The 21418-nt window shown below is 62.8% G+C and carries 23 protein-coding genes; 10 read left to right on the forward strand and 13 right to left on the reverse strand.

What is annotated here, in order from left to right; all coding sequences use genetic code 11:
- Positions 1 to 7: 7 nt before the first annotated feature.
- Both PDMSB3_RS05705 and PDMSB3_RS05710 read right to left on the reverse strand, forming a co-directional pair.
- Positions 8 to 328, reverse strand: a complete 321-nt coding sequence (locus PDMSB3_RS05705) for a hypothetical protein (RefSeq protein ID WP_007175682.1) — start codon at positions 326 to 328, stop codon at positions 8 to 10.
- 84 nt (positions 329 to 412) lie between these two features.
- Positions 413 to 961 (reverse strand): ester cyclase, encoded by a 549-nt coding sequence (locus tag PDMSB3_RS05710; protein WP_051058939.1) that lies wholly within the window; start codon positions 959 to 961, stop codon positions 413 to 415.
- A gap of 220 nt (positions 962 to 1181) precedes the next feature.
- Here PDMSB3_RS05710 and PDMSB3_RS05715 point away from each other — a divergent pair, with 220 nt between their 5' ends.
- The 4 genes from PDMSB3_RS05715 to PDMSB3_RS05730 all read left to right on the forward strand — a co-directional run bounded on the left by PDMSB3_RS05715 (position 1182) and on the right by PDMSB3_RS05730 (position 5868).
- Positions 1182 to 2114, forward strand: a complete 933-nt coding sequence (locus tag PDMSB3_RS05715) for a recombination-associated protein RdgC (protein WP_007175680.1) — start codon at positions 1182 to 1184, stop codon at positions 2112 to 2114.
- A gap of 150 nt (positions 2115 to 2264) precedes the next feature.
- The gene (locus PDMSB3_RS05720; protein WP_007175679.1) at positions 2265 to 3692 is read left to right on the forward strand and encodes an HdeD family acid-resistance protein; all 1428 of its coding nucleotides are present in this window, start codon (positions 2265 to 2267) and stop codon (positions 3690 to 3692) included.
- 352 nt (positions 3693 to 4044) lie between these two features.
- Complete coding sequence (locus PDMSB3_RS05725; protein ID WP_007175678.1) at positions 4045 to 4953, forward strand: transglutaminase family protein; 909 nt, start codon at positions 4045 to 4047, stop codon at positions 4951 to 4953.
- A 111-nt stretch (positions 4954 to 5064) separates the two neighbouring features.
- Positions 5065 to 5868, forward strand: a complete 804-nt coding sequence (locus PDMSB3_RS05730) for a transglutaminase-like domain-containing protein (protein WP_007175677.1) — start codon at positions 5065 to 5067, stop codon at positions 5866 to 5868.
- A 75-nt stretch (positions 5869 to 5943) separates the two neighbouring features.
- On the opposite strand, the gene PDMSB3_RS05735 is transcribed toward PDMSB3_RS05730, so the two are convergent.
- The 4 genes from PDMSB3_RS05735 to PDMSB3_RS05750 all read right to left on the reverse strand — a co-directional run bounded on the left by PDMSB3_RS05735 (position 5944) and on the right by PDMSB3_RS05750 (position 10013).
- Entirely contained in the window at positions 5944 to 7152 is a 1209-nt protein-coding gene (locus tag PDMSB3_RS05735) for an MFS transporter (protein WP_007175676.1), read from the reverse strand.
- A 103-nt stretch (positions 7153 to 7255) separates the two neighbouring features.
- A complete protein-coding gene (locus PDMSB3_RS05740; RefSeq protein ID WP_007175675.1) occupies positions 7256 to 7726 on the reverse strand; it encodes a VOC family protein in 471 nt (156 codons plus the stop codon).
- A 33-nt stretch (positions 7727 to 7759) separates the two neighbouring features.
- Entirely contained in the window at positions 7760 to 8224 is a 465-nt protein-coding gene (locus PDMSB3_RS05745; RefSeq protein ID WP_007175674.1) for a VOC family protein, read from the reverse strand.
- 151 nt (positions 8225 to 8375) lie between these two features.
- Entirely contained in the window at positions 8376 to 10013 is a 1638-nt protein-coding gene (locus PDMSB3_RS05750) for an SH3 domain-containing C40 family peptidase (RefSeq protein WP_007175673.1), read from the reverse strand.
- Between the two features lie 297 nt (positions 10014 to 10310).
- Here PDMSB3_RS05750 and PDMSB3_RS05755 point away from each other — a divergent pair, with 297 nt between their 5' ends.
- From PDMSB3_RS05755 to PDMSB3_RS05765, 3 genes are all read left to right on the forward strand, one after another.
- Positions 10311 to 10733 (forward strand): TOBE domain-containing protein, encoded by a 423-nt coding sequence (locus tag PDMSB3_RS05755; protein WP_007175672.1) that lies wholly within the window; start codon positions 10311 to 10313, stop codon positions 10731 to 10733.
- 194 nt (positions 10734 to 10927) lie between these two features.
- Positions 10928 to 11428: a GAF domain-containing protein gene (locus PDMSB3_RS05760; protein WP_007175671.1), complete on the forward strand. Its 501-nt coding sequence runs from the start codon at positions 10928 to 10930 to the stop codon at positions 11426 to 11428.
- 433 nt (positions 11429 to 11861) lie between these two features.
- Entirely contained in the window at positions 11862 to 13571 is a 1710-nt protein-coding gene (locus PDMSB3_RS05765; RefSeq protein WP_165185367.1) for a putative bifunctional diguanylate cyclase/phosphodiesterase, read from the forward strand.
- Positions 13572 to 13652: 81 nt separating this feature from the next.
- Here the strand turns inward: PDMSB3_RS05765 and PDMSB3_RS05770 are convergent, their stop codons facing one another.
- Positions 13653 to 13868: a hypervirulence associated TUDOR domain-containing protein gene (locus PDMSB3_RS05770; protein WP_165185369.1), complete on the reverse strand. Its 216-nt coding sequence runs from the start codon at positions 13866 to 13868 to the stop codon at positions 13653 to 13655.
- Between the two features lie 151 nt (positions 13869 to 14019).
- Between PDMSB3_RS05770 and PDMSB3_RS05775 the strand changes: the two genes are divergently transcribed.
- Complete coding sequence (locus PDMSB3_RS05775) at positions 14020 to 14829, forward strand: mechanosensitive ion channel family protein (protein ID WP_007175668.1); 810 nt, start codon at positions 14020 to 14022, stop codon at positions 14827 to 14829.
- A gap of 20 nt (positions 14830 to 14849) precedes the next feature.
- Here the strand turns inward: PDMSB3_RS05775 and PDMSB3_RS05780 are convergent, their stop codons facing one another.
- Both PDMSB3_RS05780 and PDMSB3_RS05785 read right to left on the reverse strand, forming a co-directional pair.
- A complete protein-coding gene (locus PDMSB3_RS05780) occupies positions 14850 to 15950 on the reverse strand; it encodes an extracellular catalytic domain type 1 short-chain-length polyhydroxyalkanoate depolymerase (RefSeq protein WP_035516337.1) in 1101 nt (366 codons plus the stop codon).
- A 99-nt stretch (positions 15951 to 16049) separates the two neighbouring features.
- Positions 16050 to 16475 carry a CopG family transcriptional regulator gene (locus tag PDMSB3_RS05785; RefSeq protein WP_035516334.1) on the reverse strand — a complete coding sequence of 142 codons (426 nt, stop codon included), beginning with the start codon at positions 16473 to 16475 and terminating at the stop codon, positions 16050 to 16052.
- 570 nt (positions 16476 to 17045) lie between these two features.
- On the opposite strand from PDMSB3_RS05785, the gene PDMSB3_RS05790 reads away from it, so the two are divergent.
- Both PDMSB3_RS05790 and PDMSB3_RS05795 read left to right on the forward strand, forming a co-directional pair.
- Positions 17046 to 17243 carry a hypothetical protein gene (locus tag PDMSB3_RS05790; protein ID WP_035516332.1) on the forward strand — a complete coding sequence of 66 codons (198 nt, stop codon included), beginning with the start codon at positions 17046 to 17048 and terminating at the stop codon, positions 17241 to 17243.
- Positions 17244 to 17296: 53 nt separating this feature from the next.
- Complete coding sequence (locus PDMSB3_RS05795) at positions 17297 to 17695, forward strand: hypothetical protein (protein ID WP_165185372.1); 399 nt, start codon at positions 17297 to 17299, stop codon at positions 17693 to 17695.
- Between the two features lie 364 nt (positions 17696 to 18059).
- Here PDMSB3_RS05795 and rng read toward each other — a convergent pair whose 3' ends face one another.
- From rng to rsfS, 4 genes are all read right to left on the reverse strand, one after another.
- A complete protein-coding gene (gene rng, locus PDMSB3_RS05800) occupies positions 18060 to 19529 on the reverse strand; it encodes a ribonuclease G (protein WP_007175665.1) in 1470 nt (489 codons plus the stop codon).
- Positions 19530 to 19538: 9 nt separating this feature from the next.
- Complete coding sequence (locus PDMSB3_RS05805) at positions 19539 to 20168, reverse strand: Maf family protein (RefSeq protein WP_007175664.1); 630 nt, start codon at positions 20166 to 20168, stop codon at positions 19539 to 19541.
- A gap of 274 nt (positions 20169 to 20442) precedes the next feature.
- Complete coding sequence (rlmH, locus tag PDMSB3_RS05810; RefSeq protein ID WP_007175663.1) at positions 20443 to 20913, reverse strand: 23S rRNA (pseudouridine(1915)-N(3))-methyltransferase RlmH; 471 nt, start codon at positions 20911 to 20913, stop codon at positions 20443 to 20445.
- Between the two features lie 46 nt (positions 20914 to 20959).
- Entirely contained in the window at positions 20960 to 21415 is a 456-nt protein-coding gene (gene rsfS, locus PDMSB3_RS05815) for a ribosome silencing factor (protein ID WP_035516329.1), read from the reverse strand.
- Positions 21416 to 21418: the final 3 nt, after the last annotated feature.

Here is a 21418-nt window from a genome sequence, read left to right on the forward strand (position 1 = left end):
CCGAGATTCACACGCCGCCAGTCACCAGCGGCAACACCGTCAGGTCTGGATGCGTGCCTTCCACGATGCTGCGGCCCATGTGCACGGCTTCATAGACGGCTTCGTCCTCGCCGGCGAAGCTCTCTTCGCCATCGGGGTGAAACGGCACCGCATGGCCGGGAATGGCCGGGTCCGCGCCTGGATGGCAAACGTAGCCGATATACGTGTAGCGCTGATTCGCCGCGGTCGGCGTGTGCCCTTCGCTCGGCGGGTTCTTCAGAAACGGCGCTACGTGAATCTCGAATCCCTCGTATTCCACCATCTGCCAGGCTGCGGTGTGATCGGTCATGGCCGCCTCCGTCCAGTCACGCGCTTGTCAAAAGTCTAGGTGATCTCAACGTAAAGCGCGCTCAAAACGTCTACGGCTAAACCATTACGGCTTGATGGCGCCGAGCTGCCTGAGTAACGTCAGATTGTCTTCGAGGTGCCAGTTTTCGACGATGCGGCCGTTCTTCACGCGATACAGGTCGAAGGCCTGGAAGTCGATCGTCTGACCGTTGCCTTTGAGATTCTGGAACTGTCCTGTGAAGTGCCCGTAGAAATGCAGATGGACCGAGGCACGGTCGCCGGCCACCACGAGGTCGTCGATTTCGGCGTGCAGGTCGGGCACCGCCGCACGAAATCCCTTCGACGCCTGCAGCGGACCGTCACGACCTTGCGGGCGCCCGTCCGGCAAGGTGCGGTCCACAAAAGCCGGCGACAGCGCGCGTGTCGCGTAGGCCTCGCCGCCGGTGTTCCAGAATGCTGCGTAGCGGCGCGCGGTTTGCACGATCGCGGCACTTTGCGCCGAGTTCGATGCAACGGCGAGATGGTGCGGCACGGGCAGGTCGGCGTCGCTCGCGGCATGGGCGCTCACGGCGCCCGCGAAACTCGCGGCGATCAGCATATGGCGGGCGATTCGGGACATCGATGAGGTGGACATGGCGCGTTCCAGAGAGATGTTGAGGTCGATGGAGCGCATTCTCTGGCTAATTGCCGTGTTTGATAATTGGTCTAACTCTTAAAGGATTGTCGGGTTATTTTTGAAAACGATGCGCGCGGCGCGAAGGTTCGGCGTGAGGTCAGAGAGTCAGTCTCCCGCCGGTCGCGCGATGTCGATCGTCAGATAGAATGGTGCGCTTTGCCCGTACACGACTCTGCCCATGTGGTTCAAAAACCTTCAGCTTCACCGTCTTCCCGCACCGTGGTCCGTCACCCCCGAACAGATGCAGAAATGGCTCGCGCCGCATGCGTTCGCGCCCGGCAACAGCGTCGAGATGCAAAGCCACGGCTGGGCATCGCCGCGTGATAACGATTCCAGCGACTCGCTGGTGTATTCGCTCAATGGCCAGATGCTGCTGGTGTTTCGCGCCGAAAAGAAACTGCTGCCCGCTTCGGTCGTCACGCAAGTGACCAAGGCGCGCGCGTTCGAACTCGAGGAACAGCAAGGCTTCAAACCCGGCCGAAAACAGATGCGCGAACTCAAGGAGCAGGTCACGGACGAACTGTTGCCGCGCGCCTTCAGCATTCGCCGCGATACGCGCGTGTGGATCGACTGCAGGAACGGCTGGCTCGTGATCGACGCGGCTTCGCAAGCGGTCGCCGATGAAGTGCGCGGCCTGCTGGTGAAGTCGATCGATCAATTGCCGCTCGGCACGGTACGCGTCACGCACTCGCCGGTCGCGGCCATGACCGGATGGCTGCTCGCAGGCGAGGGTCCGGCGGGCTTCACGCTGGATCAGGACACCGAGTTGCGTTCGCCCGCGGAAGGCAACGCCACCGTGCGCTACGTGGGACATACACTGGACGCCGAAGACATGCGCCGTCATATCGAAGCCGGCAAGCAATGCATGCGGCTCGCGATGACATGGAACAATCGCGTGTCGTTCGTGCTGACGCCGTCGCTCACGATCAAGCGCATCGCGCCGCTCGACGTGTTGAAGGAAGCGGGCGATCCCACCGCGCAGAACGACGACGAACGTTTCGACTCTGACGTCACGCTGATGACCGCCGAACTCGACCGCATGCTGTGCGATCTGCTCGACGCGCTGGGCGGCGAGCAGGGCGAAGCGATTCCGCAAGCCGCGGCGGCGTAAGACGTTTCGATTCGTGGCAGGCCGGCGCGTCTGAACGGGGCGCGCCGCATGCGCATGGACGGCTCCGTCGTGCCGAAGCGTTGCGCGCCCGAGCCATGAACGTGTATAAGATGGCGATCGGCAGGGCGCGTCAATCACGGAGGGCTTGCGATGGTTCGTCTGGTCATGATTCTGCTTGGAGTCGATTACCTGCGCACGCGCTGGCGATCGTTGCGGCTCGTCGGCTGCATCAGTTTGCTGCTCGGCGTCGTCGTGTTCATCGATGCGCTCGATAGCGCGCTCTACTTTCCGATCACCCCATTCGCATTGTTCCTGTTGCTGGAAGGCCTCGCCACGCTGGCCGTCGCCTGGACCGGCATGGGCGGGCAACGTACGCTGCGCTATGTAAAAGGCATTGCGTTCTCCACTGCGGCGGCGCTGATTCTCGTCGGCCATGAGCACGGCAACTTCATTCTGTCGATGATCTTCGGCACGCTCTTTCTCGCCGATGGGCTGTTGCAGATCGTCTCCGCCAAAGTGGTCCGCTATCGCACGTGGCGGCTCGCGATGATCGGCGGCGGTGTCGAAATCGCGCTGGCGATTTTTTTCTATCAACCTTATCCGACGCACTACGTCGGCACGGTGCCGTACTGTCTCGGACTCGGCCTGATCTTCGGCGGCTGGAACATGTTCTTGCTGAGCACGCGGGTGCGGCGGCTCGACTCGAATCCCGCGGTCGCCGCGAACCCCGGACTCGCCGCGAACGGCGCTGCGGCGGATGCCGGCATCGCCGCCGCGAGCGAACTGGCCGCGAGCCGCGTGATCGCCCACGAATGGGATGGGCCCCCCGCCGCCGATGAAGCCGCCTTGACCGTACACGTGTGGACGCCCGTCGGCTCAGCGAAAAGCGAGGCGCGGCGGCAGCCGATCGTCGATCGTTATATCGCGGCGGTGGATCGCAACGGCGTGATATCGACTGGACATGCTGCGCTCGAATCGCCCGAGGGCATCTACATCAGCCTGTATCCGGGCGTCGAGATCGACCGCTCGCCCGACGACTTCGCGCGGCTTCTACGCGCCACGCGTGAGAACGACGTGCCGGGCCTGTTCCAGCCCGACTACGCGACCGAGTCGAAAGCGTGGTGTCCTTCCACCGTGCAGGTGCGGATCCGCAATTACGATCCGGTCCGGTTGCGGCGTTTCTGGGACGCGTATCGGCAGGACGCGACGTATAACCTCACGCACCGCAACTGTTCGAGCAGTGTCTCGCGCGCACTGGAAGCGGCTATCGAAGGGGCATCGGCGCGCGTGTGGGGCGGCCTCGGCGGGTGGCGGCCGTTTCTGCGCGTGATCTCCACACCCGAACTGTGGGTCGCCGCGCAAGTGCGCAAGCGAGCCGCAACGATGGCATGGACGCCCGGCCTCACACTCGACTATGCGCGCGCCCTTAGCATGCTGGCCGACCCGCGACCTTCGGGCTGGGTCAAGATGGCGCGCCTCGCGGTGCAGAGAATGGTTCGCTCGCGCCAGCAATGGCGCGAAGAGGCGCGCCACGCGAGCGTCGCCGAGGACACGGCGCGCGACGCGGTGCGCGAATGAGGCGCGCTCGCGGCGAGCGCTGCACAACTTCGACGTCGCGGTAAAAATAGCATCTGTATCAACGGCTTGCAGTTTTTGCCGGATAGTTATGCACAGATTTGAGCACAGATTCTGTTGATAACTCCGCGCACGCGACGCAGCACCCAAATGAGTGTTTTCAACCAATATGGCGGGTGTATGCTGACCCCGTCGGTCAACTTGTCTGAGACCACTCGACCACACCGGAACCCGGCCGTGGCTCATTGAAGATCAAAACCGCGCGGCGCGCTCTTCGCCTGCTGCGGCTGTGGCTTTTTTACAAGCGTGAACACGATGGACAGGACGAACCCGGCGGCATTCATCAGGCGGTCAGATGAATGAGCCGCAGCGATTCACGGTGCGTCACGTCAGTGTCTACCGTTACTCTGAACCCGTGCGCTTCGGCGAGCATCGCATGATGTTTCGCCCGCGCGCCAGCCACGATTTGCGCCTCGTTACCAACCAGTTGGTGATCACGCCTACACCGTCGCGGCTTCATTGGCTGCACGATGTATTCGACAACTCGGTGGCGGTCGCGAGTTTCGCGGACAAGGCGAGCGAACTCCGCTTTGACAGCGAAGTGACGCTCGAGCACTTCGAAGCGCCAATGCCCGACTATGCACTCGAACCGTATGCGGTGAACTGGCCGTTCGCGTACACCAACGAGGAAGCGTCCGATCTCGTGAACGCGCGCAGCCGTCCGTATCCGGACAGCGACGTGGACGAGTGGGCGCGCCGTTTCGTGCCGACGGCCGGCGGCGCTGCAAAGAGCGGCAAGCGCGGCGCTGGTGCCGGCGGCGGCACGATGGCGCTTTTGCGCGCCATGACGCTCGAAATCAAGAGCACGTTTTTCTATGTGCGCCGCACGGAAAAAGGCGTGAACCGTCCCGGCGACACCTTGCGCAGCCGCAGCGGCAGTTGTCGCGATTTCGCCGTGCTGATGATGGACGCGGTGCGCTCGCTCGGTCTCGCGGCGCGCTTCGTGAGCGGCTATCTGTTCGTGCCCGAGCACGACGCGGCGCAAGGCGGCGGCGCGACGCACGCATGGTTGCAGATCTATTTGCCGGGTGCCGGCTGGGTCGATTTCGATCCGACCAACAGTATCGTCGGCAACCGCCATCTGATTCGCGTGGCGGTGGCGTGGAACGCATACCAGGCGCTGCCGTTGTGGGGTACGTGGCATGGCGCGCCGCATTCGTTCCGCGGTTTGCAGGTGGATGTGAGCGTGACTGAAGGTGAATGAGTGCGAATGAGGACAAGCACGGGCGAATAAGAGTGCACCGAACGTCCCGGATGGATAAATGGAACGTGTTCGCACGTCAACTGAATGTTTCAACTGGAAAAGGGCGCTGCGATGAAATTGCGCGTTGGCTATGAACTGGTCTATGAGTGTGTGCAACCGACGCCGATGCTGCTGATGTTGAACACCCACTATTCGCATGCGAAAGAGGTGCTGAATCCCGATTTGCTGGTGGTCGATCCGCCGGTGCCGATCCGTCAGTATCGTGACTCGTTCGGCAATCTGTGCAGCCGGATCGTGGCGCCGCCGGGAAAAGTTTCCTTTTCGACGAGTGCGGTGCTGGAGGTGTCCTCCGAGCCGGAAACGCGGCCGCCGTACACCGAACAGCATCCGGTGGAAATGCTGCCTGACGATACGCTGGTGTTTCTGCTGGGCAGCCGCTATTGCGAAACCGATCTGCTGTCCGAATTCGCATGGCAGACCTTCGGCACGCTGCCGCTCGGGCGTGTGCGCGTGGATGCGATCTGCAACTACGTGCACAACCATATCGTGTTCGGCTACGACTTTGCGCGTCCGACCAAGACTGCGTGGCAGGCCTGGCAGGAGCGCAAAGGCGTATGCCGGGATTTCGCGCATCTGGCCGTGGCGCTATGCCGGGCCATGAATATCCCGGCGCGTTATTGCACCGGCTATATCAGCGACGTCGGCTTGCCGCCGCCCTATGCGCAGATGGATTTCGCCGCATGGTTCGAGGCGTATATCGGCGGATGCTGGCAGATCTTCGACCCGCGCAACAATGCGCCGCGCACGGGGCGCGTGCTGATGGCGCGCGGGCGCGACGCGGCTGATGTGGCGATCAGCAATGCCTTTGGGCCCACGCAACTATTGAAGTTCGACGTGGTGTGCGAACCGCTGTAGGTGCGTGGCCTTGAAATACGCACGGCGGCCTGACGTGGCATCGTGGCGAGGGCGCGCACATGAGCCGTCGCGGCATCATTCCCAGAGCGCTAACGCGCGCTTGCGTCGCGCCAGCGCCGCGCCGATCGAGACGACGGCGCCGATGCCGCCCATCGTCAGCGACAGGATCACGATGAGCGGACCGGTTTGCGTGCGCGTCGAGAAGACGCTGACCAGCAGGCCGGCGAGCGGTTGCGTCAGGTTGTTCAGCAGGATCACCACGCCGGTCGTCTTGCCGTAATCCTGCGGCGGAATGATCTGTTGCCGCGCGCTGCGGATATACACGTTGAACATTTTGTCGAAGCCGACGATCAGCAGGAAGCCGAGCGCATAGCCCCACGGCGCCGCGCTTGCGCCGGCGATCACGCCGCCCGCGCAGATCGAAACGAAGCCGACGAGGCCCAGGGTCCGGGCCGTCCATGCGGCCCGGGCGATCGTCAATAGAATCAGCACCGTGGCCACGGCGCCGGCCGTTTGCAGCGCGGCATAATAGTGGTTCGACTGCGCATGAAAGCCGGTCACCATCGCAGCGGATGTGGCGAGCGTCACGCCGATCACCAGATTTTCGGCAGCGGCGAGCAGCACGACTTTCTTCAGGTCGGGCAACATCAGCACATGGCGCAGCGCGATGCGCACGGGCAGCGTCCAGTGGCCGGCAGCCGCGGGCGGCGGATCGGCGGCGCGAAAACCGCTCGTGCGCTGCCAGAGCAGCAGCGCGCCATCGGCGCACAGAAACAGCACACCGGTCGCACTGACGACCCATTCCCAACGCCATAGGCCGAGCAGCAGCGCGGCGAGCATCGGACCGAGCGCGAAACCTAGTTGATCCGCCAACTGCGACCAGGCGAGCACACGCTGAAACTGCCGCGTGCTGAAGATCTGAGGCAGCATGACTTCACGCGCGACGAGGCCCTGGCTCGTCAACACGCCGCATACGGCCGAGAGCGCGATCAGCCAGCCGATACCGCCGAATAGCGCATAAGCGACTACGCCGCCGAAACACGCCAGCGCGCGCACGGCCTGGCTCACGCGCATCAATCTGAGCGGCGAGACGCGGTCGCACAACGCGCCGAAGAAAGGAAACACGAGATAGCGGGGCAGCGTTTCGATAAAGAACGCGAGCCCCGACCACGAAACCTGATGCGTGGTCTGGAATACGACGAGTGGCACGAGAAACAGCAGAACCTGATCGGCAAGACGCGCGACAAACAGCGAGCAGAAAAAAGCCTGATGGTTGACGCGCACCGTTCATGTCCCGCCGTTTAGAGGTCGAGACCGATCCTATCAAAGATGGCGGTCTCGCGCCGCACGGCCACTCCACGCGAGCGCATGGCATGTCGCGACGCTGCTAGCCGCGATAAGCCGCTTCGAGCTGCGCGATATCCAGCTTGACCATTTTCATCATGACCGCCATCACACGGCTCGCTTTGGCGGCGTCCGGGTCGCGCAGCATTTCGCCGAGCACGTCCGGCGCGATCTGCCACGAGACGCCGAACCGGTCCTGCAGCCAGCCGCATTGCCACGGTGTACCGCCATCGGTGAGTTTCGCCCAGTAGCGGTCGATCTCCTCCTGCGAGCCGCAGTGCACGAACAGCGAAATCGCCGGCGTGAAAGTGAATTGCGGGCCGCCGTTCAGCGCCATGAACTCCTGGCCTTCAATCTCGAACGTGACGGCCAGCACGTCGCCTTTCGGTCCGGGTCCGGCGTCCGTGTAATGCATCGTCGTGGCGATGCGGGAATCGGAAAACACGGATGTATAGAAGCGGGCCGCTTCTTCCGCCTTACCGTCGAACCACAGGCAAGGTGCAATCTTTTGCATGACGCTTCTCCTTCTCACCGGACGGACCGTGCGTTACTTCATGGCGGCCATGGCCTGCTGGATTTCTTCCGCGCTCAGGTCGCGCTTGTGCGTGGCCAACGACCAGCTATGGCCGAACGGGTCTTTCAGCTGGCCGTAACGGTCGCCCCAGAACATGTCGGTGACGGGCATCACGACGGTCGCGCCGGCGTCGACCGCCTGCTTGAAGCTGGCGTCGACATCTTCCACATAGTGGTGAATCGTGACCGGCGTGCCTTTCAGCGAATTCGGGCCGAACGCCTGGTGCTCAGGCCATTCGTCGGTCAGCATCAGCATGGAATCGCCGATCTTCAGGCTGGCGTGCATGATCTTGCCGCCTGGGCCGGGCAGGCGCACCTGTTCGACGGCGTTGAAGGCCCTGGCGTAGAACGCGATGGCGTCCGCGGCGTTGGCGCAGATCAGATAGGGCGTGAGCGAGTGCATCCCGTCGGGGATCGGTTTGACAGCATTGCTGGACATGACGGCGACTCCTTGAAGTAACAGGTTCGTGTTGAAAGACCGACTGTACGAGCCAGGTCTCCAACGTTACGACGAGTACATGACCGTTGAATCGACACTCCGGAAAAAATATTTTTGCGCCGGGCGTGCGGCGAACGCCCGGGCGCAGGTTTTAACCGGCGGGATTGTCCTCGTCCGGCGGCGCGGCGGACGGCGCCGGGACGCCGCCATGCGGCGCGCCGAGGATGCTGATCTGGAACGTCGGCGTGGCGGCGAGCGATTGCAGCGTGGCGTCTTCGGGAATGTGTTCGAAGAGCGGCAAGATCACCGAGCCGCCGATCACCGCGCGCCGGCTATTGTCGGCGGGCCGCAGGCCCCATACGTCCTGATAGACGACCGGCACCGCGCTGCCGTTGCGGGTGGTGTTGCCGATATACAGCATCACATGGCCACCGATGTAGATCAGCGTGCGCAGCGGCTCGCCGTGCTGCGCCAGATAGTCGAGCCGTTGCGCAGGCGTGGACGACGACAGGTCGATCATCCGCCCTGCGCTCATCTGCGTGGACGAATGGCGCGGCAGCCAGACGCCGAACGCCGCGAAGATGCTTTGCAGTTCCGACGAGCAATCGTTGTACAGGCCGCTGTTGCCCCAGCCGTAGGGCCGCCCGATCAATGCTTTCATCAGCATGGCCAGATGGCGCGGCGTGGCGGTGAGCGGCGTCGGCGCGATTTGCGCGCCGCTCAGCGCGGCGGTGCGGATCAGTGCTTCGCCGTCGGCGTTGCGGGCCGGGACGAGTACCTGGCGCGCGGCGGGGGCATCGGCCGTGCCAGTCATCCCGCTTGTCTGGCTCGCGTTGCCCGGATCGCTTGCGACGGGATTTGCCGCCGCCGGGCGTGCCGCATCCGCCTGGACGAGCGGCAGCAGCGTGCCGGCCGGTGCGGCGAAGCGGAACACGCCGCGGCTGTCGCGCACCGGCGCCGACGCGACGATCACCGCACCGAGCGATTTGCCTGCCGCGGCGCGCCATGTGTCGACAAAGCGGTCGTCGGTCGTGCCGACGCCGTCGCTGCGCACCCAGCCCTGCACATCGGGCGTCTGTACGTAGAACCATGCACCGTCGACGCTGTTTCCAAGCACGTACAGCGGCGTTCCCGGCCGCACGGCCGAAATCTGCAGATTGTCGAACGGATAGCCTTCGCCGGCCAGACGGTGATCGTAGAACGACGGGTCGGTGGTCGGCAGTTCGCGCACCATCAGGTTGCCGGTGGCGATCGCGCGCCGCTCGGGCCGATAGACGGGCGTCTGCGTGAACTGCCCGACGTTCATGTTTTGCGCGATCGCGTCGATCCACGCCTTGTCGTGCGGCCGGAAGTTTTCGCCATAGCCGATACCCGCGCCGCTCCTGCCGGTGTTGTCGAACTTGTCGATACGCCGCTGTTGCAACGCGGCAATGTCCGCGCCTTGCTGACGATAGACGCGCATCGTCACAAAGCTGGCATTCCACGGCGAGGGCGCGCTGGTGCCGGTGCCGAAGTAGCGCGCGTAGAGGGCTCTGAAATGCGCCTGCTGATCCGCTGCGCTCAGGAACGGCTGGTCGTAGCCCGGGCTGTCCGGTTCGAGCCAGTGATCGACGTCCTGGTCGTAGCCGGCGATCGGGAACAGGGTGATTGTGTCGAGCGGCGCGTGTGCGTCGTGCGGCGGCGACGGATTGCTGCAGGCGGTGAGCGCCACGAGCGCGGCGCACAGCGCGGCGGCGCGGCGAGCGTTCGGCCATGCGGCGGCGAAGCAGGATAGAACGGCAACGGGCATGGGATTCCGTGAAGAAGGTCCAGAGCACGATAATACGGTGTCGGCGCATTGTGCCGCATGTCTTGCGGGCGCTTCGTCGTGTACGCCCGCTGTGCGCACTCATGTGTGCGCCCATTGTGTACGCCCATACGCAACACTTATGTGGTTTCATTGAGGTTCGCGTCGTCAATAGCGGCGGTGCGATACCTTGCTTCACACGCAGGCTGCCGTAACCGGCGAGCGTTTCACCACACTCGCTGCCTACCCGAACGCATCGCCTCGAAACGCTCGCGCGAGGCTGCAAAACAGGAGAACAACATGCAAACCAGTGCACGCAATCAATTCGCCGGCGAAGTCACCGAACTCAAACACGGCGCGGTGAACGACGAAGTCACGCTGCGTACGCAGAACGGTCTGGAGATCGTCTCGATCATCACGCACGGCAGCGCGACCTCGCTCGGCCTCGCGGTGGGCAAGAAGGCGTTCGCGCTGGTCAAGGCGTCGTCGGTGATCGTGATGGTCGATGTGACGAAGAACCAGGTCTCGGCGCGCAATTGCATCACCGGTACGGTGTCGGCGGTCACGAAGGGCGCGGTGAATTCGGAGGTGTCGATCAGCGCCGGCGGCGCGCAGATCGAGGCCATCATCACCAACGAAAGCGTCGATCGCCTCGGTCTCGCGAACGGCAAAGCGGCGACGGCGATTTTCAAGGCATCGAGCGTGATTATCGGCGTGGAGTGACGAGCGATCGTCGACTGATTCATTCCCGTCGGTTTCAGCGCTGAATGACAGCCCGCGGGGCTTGATGGAACGGCAAGGAAAGAGGCTGTGTGCGTGGCGCGGCGCTCCGCTTTGCGCGCCGTGAAGGAAACGGCGGCTTGCTTTAAACTGCGCGGTTTACAGTTTCTTTTTCCGCTTTCATCACGGACGCCGTCATGTTCGAAGTTTCCACCGCCTCGCATCTGCCCAAAGCCGCGCACTACGAAGAACTGGTCGCCCAGGCGCGCTCGCTGTTAGCCGGCGAAACCGACTGGATCGCGAACGCCGCGAATTTTTCCGCTTTCGTGTTTCACTCCCTCAGTGATCTGAACTGGGCGGGATTCTATTTCCACGACGGTCAGGAACTGGTGGTCGGACCGTTCCAGGGCAAGCCCGCGTGCGTACGCATCGCGCTGGGCAAGGGCGTATGCGGCACGGCGGCGCAAACCCGTCAGACCCAGGTCGTGCGCGACGTGCATGAGTTTCCCGGGCATATTGCCTGCGATTCGGCCTCGCAATCGGAAATCGTCGTGCCGCTGGTCGCGCCGGACGGCACGCTGATCGGCGTGTGGGATGTCGACAGCCCGGTTGTCGCACGCTTCGACGAAGAAGACGCGAAGGGCATGGAAGCGCTGTGCTCGGTGTTCATCCAGGCAGCGTTGCCGCGCGCCGCGTAGGCTTCCTGAGATTTGCGCAGTAGCGGCGCGGCGGAATCTGGTGTTTTTCCGCAGAGTCGCAGCCGCTACTAGCAGCCGAAGACGTTCGGCGCCGACGTCACCGGCAAGGCCATCAGTATGACGCGGCTCGACGAACCGCTTGCGGTGTTCCGCTCGAACGGTTCGACCCGCTAGACTGGCGAGTGGACCAGATCGATTGAAATCGCCACCTTTGCCGCAAAGAGTCGGGGATTACACCAAGGGAAACGATTGGCGCGAAGAACGCGGGCTCTACGAGGTCGGCGGGGGCGCGAAAGCCGTTATCATACGCACGGTTGCCCAAAACATCGGACCGGAGTTTCGCCGCTTTACTCGGGGCTTCACTGTTTGCGCGCGCGTAAAAAACACGTTCGATCGCTCTTCCACTACTCAGGAATATCAAAAGGCCGGCGCGATGCAAGACCCCCTCTACGCCGCAGCGCGTCCGTGCGCCGCCGCGCTGGCCTCGGCGCCTTGCGGCATGTTTATCTGCTGCGCGGACGGCACGTTCGATTCCATCAACGCCGCTTTCGAAAAGCTGACTGGATTTGCGGCAGAGGAACTGATCGGGCGGCGCACCTTCGAGTCCTTGTTCGACCCTGCCGAATTGGTGAGGCGGCGCGCCGAGCTGCCGCCGCTTGAAATGGTGACGTCCCGCTATGAAGGCGAATGGAGTTTCCTCAGGCGCAATGGCACGCCGATTCGCGTGGTGCTGGCGTTGGCGCCGCTCGTCACGGGGCCGGCGTATGCCGGCGGTGCTGCCGCCGGACCGGCGTGTTACGTGGGCATGGCATTCGACATGACACGTTACGCGCAGTCGGAAGCGCGTCTCTGGTACGTCGCGCATCACGACGGCGTGACCCGTCTGCCAAATCAAACGCTTTTTACTGAACGGCTGGAGTTGACGATCGCGCGTTGTCAGCGCAATGGCAGCGGTTTCACCGTGCTGATCGCCGAACTCGATCACTTGCGCAAACTGCGCGACGCGCTCGGCTTGCATGCCGCTGAGCTCGTGCTGCAGATCGTCGGTGAACGCTTGCGCGGTCTCTTTCCAAACGACGGCACCATCGCCTCGATCGGCGGGACGCAGTTCGCGCTGCTGGTCAACGAAACCGGCGCGGCCGCCGATGCCTTCGCCGCCGAAGCGCTGGGCCGCATCGCCGAAGCGATCGACTACGCCGGCACCGCGTTGAACATCACCGCGAGCATCGGCATCGTGGCTTATCCGGCCGACGGTGGCGATGCGCCTACGCTGATGCGTCGCGCGGGCGTGGCGTTGTCGGCGGCATCGGCTGTGAACGGCAATGCGGTGCGGCGCTTTTCCGCCGCGCTGGAAGGTCAGGCCGCGCGCCGCTTCGAACTGGAGACCATGCTGCGTGAAGCGATCGAGCGCCAGCAACTGCATCTCGTGTATCAACCGCAGGTCACGCTCTCCAACGGCCGTATCGCGCAAGTCGAAACGCTGCTGCGCTGGAACCATCCGCAGCGCGGCCTGATCAGCCCCGTCGAATTCGTGCCGGTCGCGGAGGAGGCGGGCCTGATCGAGCAGATCGGCGAGTGGGTGATCCGGACCGCGTGCCGCGACGCCGGAAAATTGCTGCGGCTGACCGGCACGTTGCCGCGTTTCGCGGTGAATGTATCGCCGCAGCAGTTCCAGCGGCAGAACCTGTTCGAGACGATTCGCGAAGCGCTGGACGAGGCCGCGCTCGACCCTTCATATCTCGAAGTGGAAATCACCGAGGGTGTCCTGCTCGGCGACACCGAACAGGCTTTGCAAACGCTTTTTGCGCTGCGCGATCTGGGGGTGGAAGTCGCGGTGGACGACTTCGGCACCGGCTATTCGAGCCTCGCGTATCTGACGCGCTTTCCGCTGAATCGCCTGAAGATCGACCGCTCGTTTGTGATGCGCATGAGCTCGGATCCGCAGTGTGAGGCGCTGGTGGGCGCCATCATCGCGATGGCGCATGCGCTCAAATTGCGCGTGACGGCCGAAGGCGTCGAAACGGCGGAGCAGGCGGCGCAACTGGAAGCGCTCGGTTGCGATGAAGCACAAGGCTTCTGGTTTTCGCGCCCGATTACTGTTGGCGCGCTGCGGAATTTGTTGAGGCCGTTGGGTACACTCTAAGGCGCGGATTTGCCGACGGCCGGATGACGCGCCGGCATGCAGTATTGGCGCCATACCGGCAGAGATGATTAGCCATCCATATCAATTATTGATCCGATGCAGGGCGTCGTCGCGATGAACGGCATGCTTGCCGCTCTTCTCGCTTTGCACTTCGTAATGCGGATCGGATGGGGACGCATCGACGGTTCTTCCCTCAACGGTCGTATGGGCGGAGATGACGCGCACCACCTTGCCCTGCGTGACGCCTTGCGGCGTGTTCCAGCCAACGCGATCTCCAGGCTTCAGAAGTTGGGACATGGGGCACTCACTCCTGTACACGATTCAGGGCCACCGCTCTTCCGAGCATGTTTCAGCAAGCCTTGTGCCTCGCCACGTGAGCGTAAAGAGCAGGAACGTATCCTGCTTCGTTGCGTCTGGACACCCAACCGTAACGGAACGAAGACTCAAGATGAACGATCTCCTCGCCCGACTCTTTCACTTCCAGCCGTCGCTGCTCGTCACGCTGACGCACGACGTCCTTCATATCGTGCTGGCCGTGCTGATCCTCGTGGTCGGCTGGTGGCTGTCGAATCGCGTCGGCACGATGTTCGCCCGAGCGCTCGCGCGCACGCATGCGGACCCGACGCTCGCGCCAATGCTGGCCGGCATGAGCACATGGGCCGTGCGCGTGCTGGTTTTCATCGCGGCGCTAAGCGAAGTCGGCATCGCGACCGCCAGCGTGCTGGCGGTGCTCGGTGCGGCCGGTCTTGCGATTGGACTCGCGTTGCAAGGCACGCTGCAGAACATCGCCGCCGGCATGATGCTGCTAATGCTGCGGCCGTTTCGCGTCGGCGACGTGATCGAAGGCAGCGGCGCGGCCGCGGGTATCGTGCGTGAAGTGGGGCTCTTCACCACGCGCATCGAGCGCGGCGACGGCAACGCGGTATTCGTGCCCAACAGCCAGATCTGGAGCAATCCGGTGATCAATTACAGCAGCGGCGGCACGCAGCGTATCGAGGTCGAAGTGGGCCTCGCGCAGCGCAAGGACGTCGACGCAGCGATCGGCGAGTTGAAGAAACTCGTCGCCGACGAACCGCGCGTGCTGAGCGGAGCCACGCTCGCGCCGGTCGTCACGGTGGCGGACTATCCGGACGATGGCGGCGCGACGCTGCGCATCGCGGCGTGGGTGCGCACGCCGGACGCCTCGCTTGCCAGCGGCGATCTGCACGAGCACGCGCAGGCCGCGCTCGAACAAGCCGGTTGTCCGGTCGCGGCCTAGCTCGTCGCGCATGGGCCGACTCAATGCGCTCGCGGATGGGCGAGGAAGAACCTCACCATTTCCGCGGCCGCGTCGGGGCCGGACGGGTCCGTGTACGAGCCTTGCTGGCTGCCGCCCGACCATGCATGACCCGCGCCGTGAATCGACCAGTACTCCGCTTCCACGCCGTTCGCCGCGACATGCCGTTGCTGCGTATAGGCATGCCGGCCGCTTGCAGCCCCGGCTTGCGCGCTGATTGTGGTCGTGCCGGCGTCGAAGGACGCGACGATCTCGGCCGCATTCGACGGATGGACCGTCGTGTCCGCATCGCCATGAAACACGATAAGCGGACGTTGCGGCACGGCGCGCGTGCGATGACGTTGCGCCTTGCCGCCCCTCATCGCGCCGAGCGCCGAGGGCAGATCCTTCGCGCAGCCGTAGGCGAGGCCTGAATGCACGCCCGCTGCCGCGTAGAGATCGGGCGAAGTCTTCAGCATGATGTCCGCCATCGCGCCGCCCGCCGACAGACCCGCCACATACACGCGCGCCGGATCCACGCGATAGCGTCCCATCACCTCCCGCGTAATGCCGGCGATCAACGACGGCTCGCCCTGGTCGCGCATCTGATCGGCAGGCTTGAACCAGTTCCAGCATTTCGAATGATTGGCCGCCTGCATCTGATTCGGATACACGACGATGAAGCCGTGACGCTCAGCCATTTCGTTCATGCGCGTGCCGGCGGCGAAGTCGTCGGCGTTCTGGGTGCAGCCGTGCAGCATTACGATCAGCGGCAACGGTTCGCCTGTGTAAGCAGCAGGCACGTAGAGCTTGTACTGACGTTGTCCGGCCGAGTTGCCGAACGTGTGTGTGCTGAAGGTGCCCGGCGTGTCGGCGTCGAAGGTCGGCGCGGCGGGGGCGTGGGGCGCGGGGCTCACTTGCGTTTGCGCCTGCGTCCATGCTTGCGCCCATTCGCCGGCGTTGGACGGTGTGAAGGGTGTCCGCGCGTGGTCCATGTGAGGCTGGTTTGCGTTGCCGCCCGAGAGCGCGCGCTGAACAGCGGCGGTGGCTTCCTGCGGGCCCTTCGTGCGTAATAGCTCGAAGGCGTCTTTCATTGATTTCAGAAAATCTTCGTTCATCTTCATGATGTTTGCGTTGTCCTGCGTGACCTGTGGGGGGGCGTACGGGAGCGGGTCGACTGAATGAGTCATGTCGTTTAGCCACGATCGAATCGGGCGCCGCGCCTAACTGATGCGGCCCGCCAGCGCTGCCTTGACCGCGGGCGGCGCGTGAAAGGCGCCGAGCACCACCACCGATGCAATCGTGGCCGCCGCGAGTTCGGGTGGCACGTCGGCTGCGATGCTGGCGAGGCCGAGCACATGAATGTCGAGTTGCTCGTGCGCGGCTCGAGCCGCTTCGAGATCCTGCCGGGAGAAGTGCTGCAGACCGAGCACCAGGGCGCGCCGCGTCACGGTTTCCGTGACGACCTGCGCGTGCACGGCGAGCTGATTGCGGATCGCCGTGCGGATCAGGTCGGTACGGTTCGAGTAAAAACCTTCTTCGACCAGCAGATCGATCTGGCCGAGGTCGATCGGACCCAGGTTGATGGTGATTTTTTCGGTCTCGCCGCCTTTAGGGCGAGAGGTGTCGATGAGGCTGAGTTTGGGCATTTGCACTCTGGGAGGCATCTTGAGGCCATCCAATTAACATCCAGTGGGATGGTTATACGCCTGGGGTGGGGTGTGGTCAATGGGGAAATTGGGGGTTCGGTCGGGGGTGGGGTGTTGAAGGATCGGGCGGTTGGCAGAGCCGGTTTGGCTAACGGCCGGCTGTATAGCTTGCCGATTCCGTATCCGAGCCACGGGAGCCCAAGCCTTTTCGGGCAGTTCTTCGCACGGCGCATCACATTGAGCAATAGCGTTACGCGGTCCGGGACGCTCACAGAAAAAAGGCCGCGCGAGGCGGCCTTCAAAGGATGTATGGCATTGTCGGGCCGGGAGCGCTGGCGACGGTGATACGGCGTCACTACTCTGGAAACAACACCGACCGCTGTATCCGCGAATGTCAGTGAGTCGGCCGGGTCGACCCCTTCCCCGTGTTCGGATGATCGCCAAACCGGGTATGTTGGTACATCTGCGCGCCGCGCACCGTATGCATGGAGCCCCGGACGCTTAAGTGAACTAAGGCGCCTAATCGTTGCTTTTTATGCCCATGCGAAGGGCTTAATATATTCATTCCAATTGAATAACAAGCTCGTTACAGATCGAGAGCAACTTGACCTGCTCTATCACGGCACAGACCGCGTAGCTCGACTGTCGCAGCACATGCAGATACTCATCGCTTATGCCGAGATATTGAAGGAACGCGACGCGCAAATTGGCGAGATCATGACGGCCCTTTTTGCGCGCGTGGATACTTGGTTGATGGCGCAGCAATAGGCCGCAACAAAGAGGAAAGTGCTCTTTCCGATGTATGCCTATGGCGCCGTCGCGTGCGCTACATCAGCTTTTCATCGCCACGCTGCGATTGCAAAAAAAAAGTACATCATGCGCAAATTCATAATAAAACGCTGGCTGAAAGTCTCGTTGGCTGCAATCCTGTTCACGCTTTACTGGACCACCCGCAAACAAGTGGGGATTGGGCCGCTTGGGTGCCGGTTATAGGCGTTCTCGGTTCGATTTCCGTTGCCATTGGGCTTTCGCGAGTTCAGCCGCGTCAACAAGTTGAGACCGAGTTGCGAAGCCGCTGGCGGCGCCTTGCATTTGCCCAGGCTATAGTGGATGACACCATTGGTTTAATCGGCATGTCGTGTTCAGCCTTGAGAAATCAATCTTCGGCTTCGGAATACGCTTACGGCTATTCACTAGCGGAGGCGCGTGATAGTTTATGACACGATGAAGGCTATCCCCGGGCTTGATCTGGGGCATACGAGGCGGCGGCCGGCTTTATACGCGTTCGCAGGTCGCTGGACGGATCATACTCTCGTGAACGATATAGCAGTCGGCGCACCTTGCGATTGAGGATGACCTTGGATATCAGCGATGCACGCAACGGGTCAACGAGATAGCCGGGCGAGCAGAAAATGGTAAGGCTGATATTTTTATGTAACGCAAAGAGCATGGCGGGAAATAGACGCGTTCATGAACGCTGACACAAAGGGCTAGAACCCTTAAGTCGCACCAGCTGTGACGACTTAGTGGGCGGAACTTAACTCCGCCGCAGCGCCAGTCACGCTATAAAACAGTTATTTTTGCCTACATCAAAACAATATCGTACTGCTCCTGACTCAAATTCGACTCCACCTGCAACGACACCGGCTTACCGATAAAATCGATCAACATTGCCAGATGCTGCGACTCTTCTTCGAGAAACAGATCGATCACCTGCTGCGACGCCACCACGCGAAACTCGCGCGGATTGAACTGCCGTGACTCGCGCAGAATCTCGCGCAGCACGTCGTAACACACCGTGCGCGGCGTCTTGACCTGCCCCTTGCCCTGGCAAACCGGACAAGGCTCGCACAGCACATGAGCAAGCGATTCACGCGTGCGCTTGCGCGTCATCTCAACCAGGCCGAGCTGCGAAAAACCATTCACGGTCACGCGCGTGCGATCGCGCGAGAGCGCCTTTTTCAATTCGCCCAGCACCTGATCGCGATGCTCGACGTTTTCCATATCGATGAAGTCGATAATGATCACGCCGCCCAGATTGCGCAGACGCAATTGCCGTGCAATGGTGTGCGCGGCTTCGAGGTTGGTCTTGAAGATCGTATCGTCGAAGTTGCGAGCGCCGACGTAGCCGCCGGTGTTCACGTCGATGGTCGTCATCGCTTCGGTCTGGTCGATCACGAGATAGCCGCCGGACTTCAGATCCACCCGGCGCGACAACGCGCGCTGGATTTCGGACTCGATGTTGTACAGATCAAAGAGCGGCCGCTCGCCGGTGTAGTGGTGCAGCTTCGACGACACCGCCGGTGTGAACTCGGCCGCGAAATCGGCCAGCATCTGATACGTCTCGCGAGAATCGACCTGAATGCGCGATGTCTCGTCGTTGACGAAATCGCGCAGCACGCGTTGCGCGAGATTCAAGTCCTGATATAGCAGGCTCGTGGGCGGCATGCGCTGGCCTTGCGACAGAATGGTGGCCCACGTCTTGCGCAGATACGCGACGTCGCCGGCCAGTTCCTCACTCGTCGCATCTTCGGCGATGGTGCGCACGATGTAGCCGCCTTTCTCGTCGGCGGGCAGCACGGCGGTCAGACGCGCTCGCACGGCCTCGCGCTCGGCTTCGCTCTCGATCTTCTGCGAGATGCCGATATGCGGCTCCTGCGGCAGATACACGAGCGTGCGCCCGGCAATGCTCACCTGCGTGGATAGCCGCGCGCCCTTGGTGCCGATCGGATCCTTCACGACCTGCACCATCAGCGTCTGGCCCTCGAAGACGATTTTTTCGATCGGCTGATGCGGCGCCTGATGCTGCGGTTCGCCGGCAATGCGCGGATGCCAGATGTCGGCGACATGAAGGAACGCCGCGCGTTCGAGACCGATGTCGATGAAGGCGGATTGCATGCCCGGCAGCACGCGTACGACCTTGCCGAGATAGACGTTGCCGACGCGTCCGCGCGACAGCGTTCGTTCGACGTGAAGTTCCTGGACGGCGCCTTGCTGGACCAGCGCGACGCGCGTTTCCTGCGGCGTGACATTGATCAGGATTTCTTCATTCATGGTGTTATTTTAGAAGTCGATGCGCGCTGCACGCAGGAGGGCAGCGGATTCAAAAAGCGGCAAACCCATGATACCTGAATAGGACCCGTCGATATGCTCGATAAACTCCGCGGCACGCCCCTGCACACCATATGCGCCCGCCTTGCCGAGCGGCTCGCCGCTCGCCACATAGCGGCGGATCGCCTCTGAGTGCAGTGCAGCAAAACGCACCTTCGACACGGATAGCGCGGCGGGCAGCAACGCACCTTCGGCGTCGACCACGGCCACGGCGGTCAGCACTTCGTGATCGCGGCCGGCGAGGCGCGTGAGCATCGCGAAGGCGTCGTCGGCATCGACGGGCTTGCCGAGTATCGCGTCTTCGATCGTGACGGTTGTGTCCGCAACCAGGATCGGCCGCGCGGCATGGCCGCCGCCCACGAGGCGCGCACGTGCAGCATGCGCCTTGGCGACGCACACCCGCTGCACGTAGTCGTGCGCGCGCTCGCCGGGCAGTTCGGCCTCAAGCGCTTCGGCGTCTTCATCAGGGCGCGGCAGCAGCAGTTCGAAACGCACGCCGAGCTGTTGCAGCAGTTCCTGGCGGCGTGGACTCTGCGAAGCAAGGTAGACGAACGAATGCAGCGATGCGGCGGACGTGGACATGAACAGGTCTCGATCAAGCGGATTGTAGGGATGTGCAACGGGTGCGACGGGCGTGACGCTCGAGCGTCGATCAGTGCGTTGGGGAAGCCTTCGATGCGAGCGGGACAACGCGTGCTACGCGCGTGCCATTGTGCACGCCAACATGCACATTGCTCTGCGCCAGAAAACGCGACCCAGAAAGCACGACAACAAAGGTGCGGTTACAGAGCGCGACTATAAGGCGCAACCGACAACCCGCGACCCAGCCGCGTGGTCGACGCGCCGCCTCGTTCGCTCACACGCGATGATAGGGGTGATTTTGCGTGATGGTCCACGCGCGGTAAAGCTGTTCGGCAAGCAGCACGCGGACCATCGCATGCGGCAACGTCAGGCTCGATACACGCAGCAACATATCGGCGCGCGCTTTCAGATCGGGGTCGAGCCCGTCGGCGCCGCCGATCAGAAACGCCACGTCGCGGCCATCCTGCTGCCAGCCAGGCAGGGCGCCGGCAAGCTGCATGGTGGTCCAGTCCTTACCGCGTTCGTCGAGCGCGACAATGCGAGCGTTCTTCGGCAACGCGGCTTCGATCTTGACACGCTCGGCGGCCATCACGCTTTCAGCCGGCCGTCCCGACGAACGCTGCTCGGGTTTGATTTCGCGCAGCTCGATGCGCAGCTCGGGCGGCATGCGTTTCGCGTATTCGTCGAAGCCGGTGGCGATCCAGTCCGGCATTTTGTGGCCGACGGCGAGGATATGCAGTTTCATTGCGGAAGAAATCGCAGACTATGACGGTAAGCCGGTCAAAGCCCGCTCACTTGCGGCGGGCGGGCGCCTTGCGCGCGGGTTTCTTCACGGCCGGCGCCGCTTCTTCGTCCTCGTCTTCGTCGGGCTCGCTCGAACGCGCTCCGCCGAACGGGTCCGGCGTGGACAGCTTGATGCGCACCGGCTTGTCGCCCCAGATTTCTTCGAGGTTGTAGTACTGGCGCAGGGCCGGCTGCAGGATGTGCACGATCGCGTCGCCGCAATCCACCAGCACCCATTCGCCGATGTCCTCGCCTTCGGTACTGATGATCTCGCCGCCGTTTTCCTTGACGCTTTCACGCACGCTCGAAGCGAGCGCCTTGGTTTGCCGGTTCGAGGTGCCGCTCGCGACGATCACGCGATCGAACAGCGCGGTCAGGTGGCTGGTGTTGAATACCTTGATGTCTTGCGCTTTGACGTCTTCGAGAGCGTCGACGATCACGCGTTGCAGTTTGCGAATATCCATGAG

The organism is Paraburkholderia dioscoreae (genome assembly GCF_902459535.1).
Classification (GTDB): Bacteria; Pseudomonadota; Gammaproteobacteria; order Burkholderiales; family Burkholderiaceae; genus Paraburkholderia; species Paraburkholderia dioscoreae.

Coding starts and splice junctions, on each gene's coding strand:
- PDMSB3_RS05705 (WP_007175682.1), bottom strand. CDS start 328: ATGACCGATCACACCGCAGCCTGGCAGATGGTGGAATACGAGGGATTC.
- PDMSB3_RS05710 (WP_051058939.1), bottom strand. CDS start 961: ATGTCCACCTCATCGATGTCCCGAATCGCCCGCCATATGCTGATCGCC.
- PDMSB3_RS05715 (WP_007175680.1), top strand. CDS start 1,182: ATGTGGTTCAAAAACCTTCAGCTTCACCGTCTTCCCGCACCGTGGTCC.
- PDMSB3_RS05720 (WP_007175679.1), top strand. CDS start 2,265: ATGGTTCGTCTGGTCATGATTCTGCTTGGAGTCGATTACCTGCGCACG.
- PDMSB3_RS05725 (WP_007175678.1), top strand. CDS start 4,045: ATGAATGAGCCGCAGCGATTCACGGTGCGTCACGTCAGTGTCTACCGT.
- PDMSB3_RS05730 (WP_007175677.1), top strand. CDS start 5,065: ATGAAATTGCGCGTTGGCTATGAACTGGTCTATGAGTGTGTGCAACCG.
- PDMSB3_RS05740 (WP_007175675.1), bottom strand. CDS start 7,726: ATGCAAAAGATTGCACCTTGCCTGTGGTTCGACGGTAAGGCGGAAGAA.
- PDMSB3_RS05745 (WP_007175674.1), bottom strand. CDS start 8,224: ATGTCCAGCAATGCTGTCAAACCGATCCCCGACGGGATGCACTCGCTC.
- PDMSB3_RS05750 (WP_007175673.1), bottom strand. CDS start 10,013: ATGCCCGTTGCCGTTCTATCCTGCTTCGCCGCCGCATGGCCGAACGCT.
- PDMSB3_RS05755 (WP_007175672.1), top strand. CDS start 10,311: ATGCAAACCAGTGCACGCAATCAATTCGCCGGCGAAGTCACCGAACTC.
- PDMSB3_RS05760 (WP_007175671.1), top strand. CDS start 10,928: ATGTTCGAAGTTTCCACCGCCTCGCATCTGCCCAAAGCCGCGCACTAC.
- PDMSB3_RS05765 (WP_165185367.1), top strand. CDS start 11,862: ATGCAAGACCCCCTCTACGCCGCAGCGCGTCCGTGCGCCGCCGCGCTG.
- PDMSB3_RS05770 (WP_165185369.1), bottom strand. CDS start 13,868: ATGTCCCAACTTCTGAAGCCTGGAGATCGCGTTGGCTGGAACACGCCG.
- PDMSB3_RS05775 (WP_007175668.1), top strand. CDS start 14,020: ATGAACGATCTCCTCGCCCGACTCTTTCACTTCCAGCCGTCGCTGCTC.
- PDMSB3_RS05780 (WP_035516337.1), bottom strand. CDS start 15,950: ATGAAGATGAACGAAGATTTTCTGAAATCAATGAAAGACGCCTTCGAG.
- PDMSB3_RS05785 (WP_035516334.1), bottom strand. CDS start 16,475: ATGCCCAAACTCAGCCTCATCGACACCTCTCGCCCTAAAGGCGGCGAG.
- rng (WP_007175665.1), bottom strand. CDS start 19,529: ATGAATGAAGAAATCCTGATCAATGTCACGCCGCAGGAAACGCGCGTC.
- PDMSB3_RS05805 (WP_007175664.1), bottom strand. CDS start 20,168: ATGTCCACGTCCGCCGCATCGCTGCATTCGTTCGTCTACCTTGCTTCG.
- rlmH (WP_007175663.1), bottom strand. CDS start 20,913: ATGAAACTGCATATCCTCGCCGTCGGCCACAAAATGCCGGACTGGATC.
- rsfS (WP_035516329.1), bottom strand. CDS start 21,415: ATGGATATTCGCAAACTGCAACGCGTGATCGTCGACGCTCTCGAAGAC.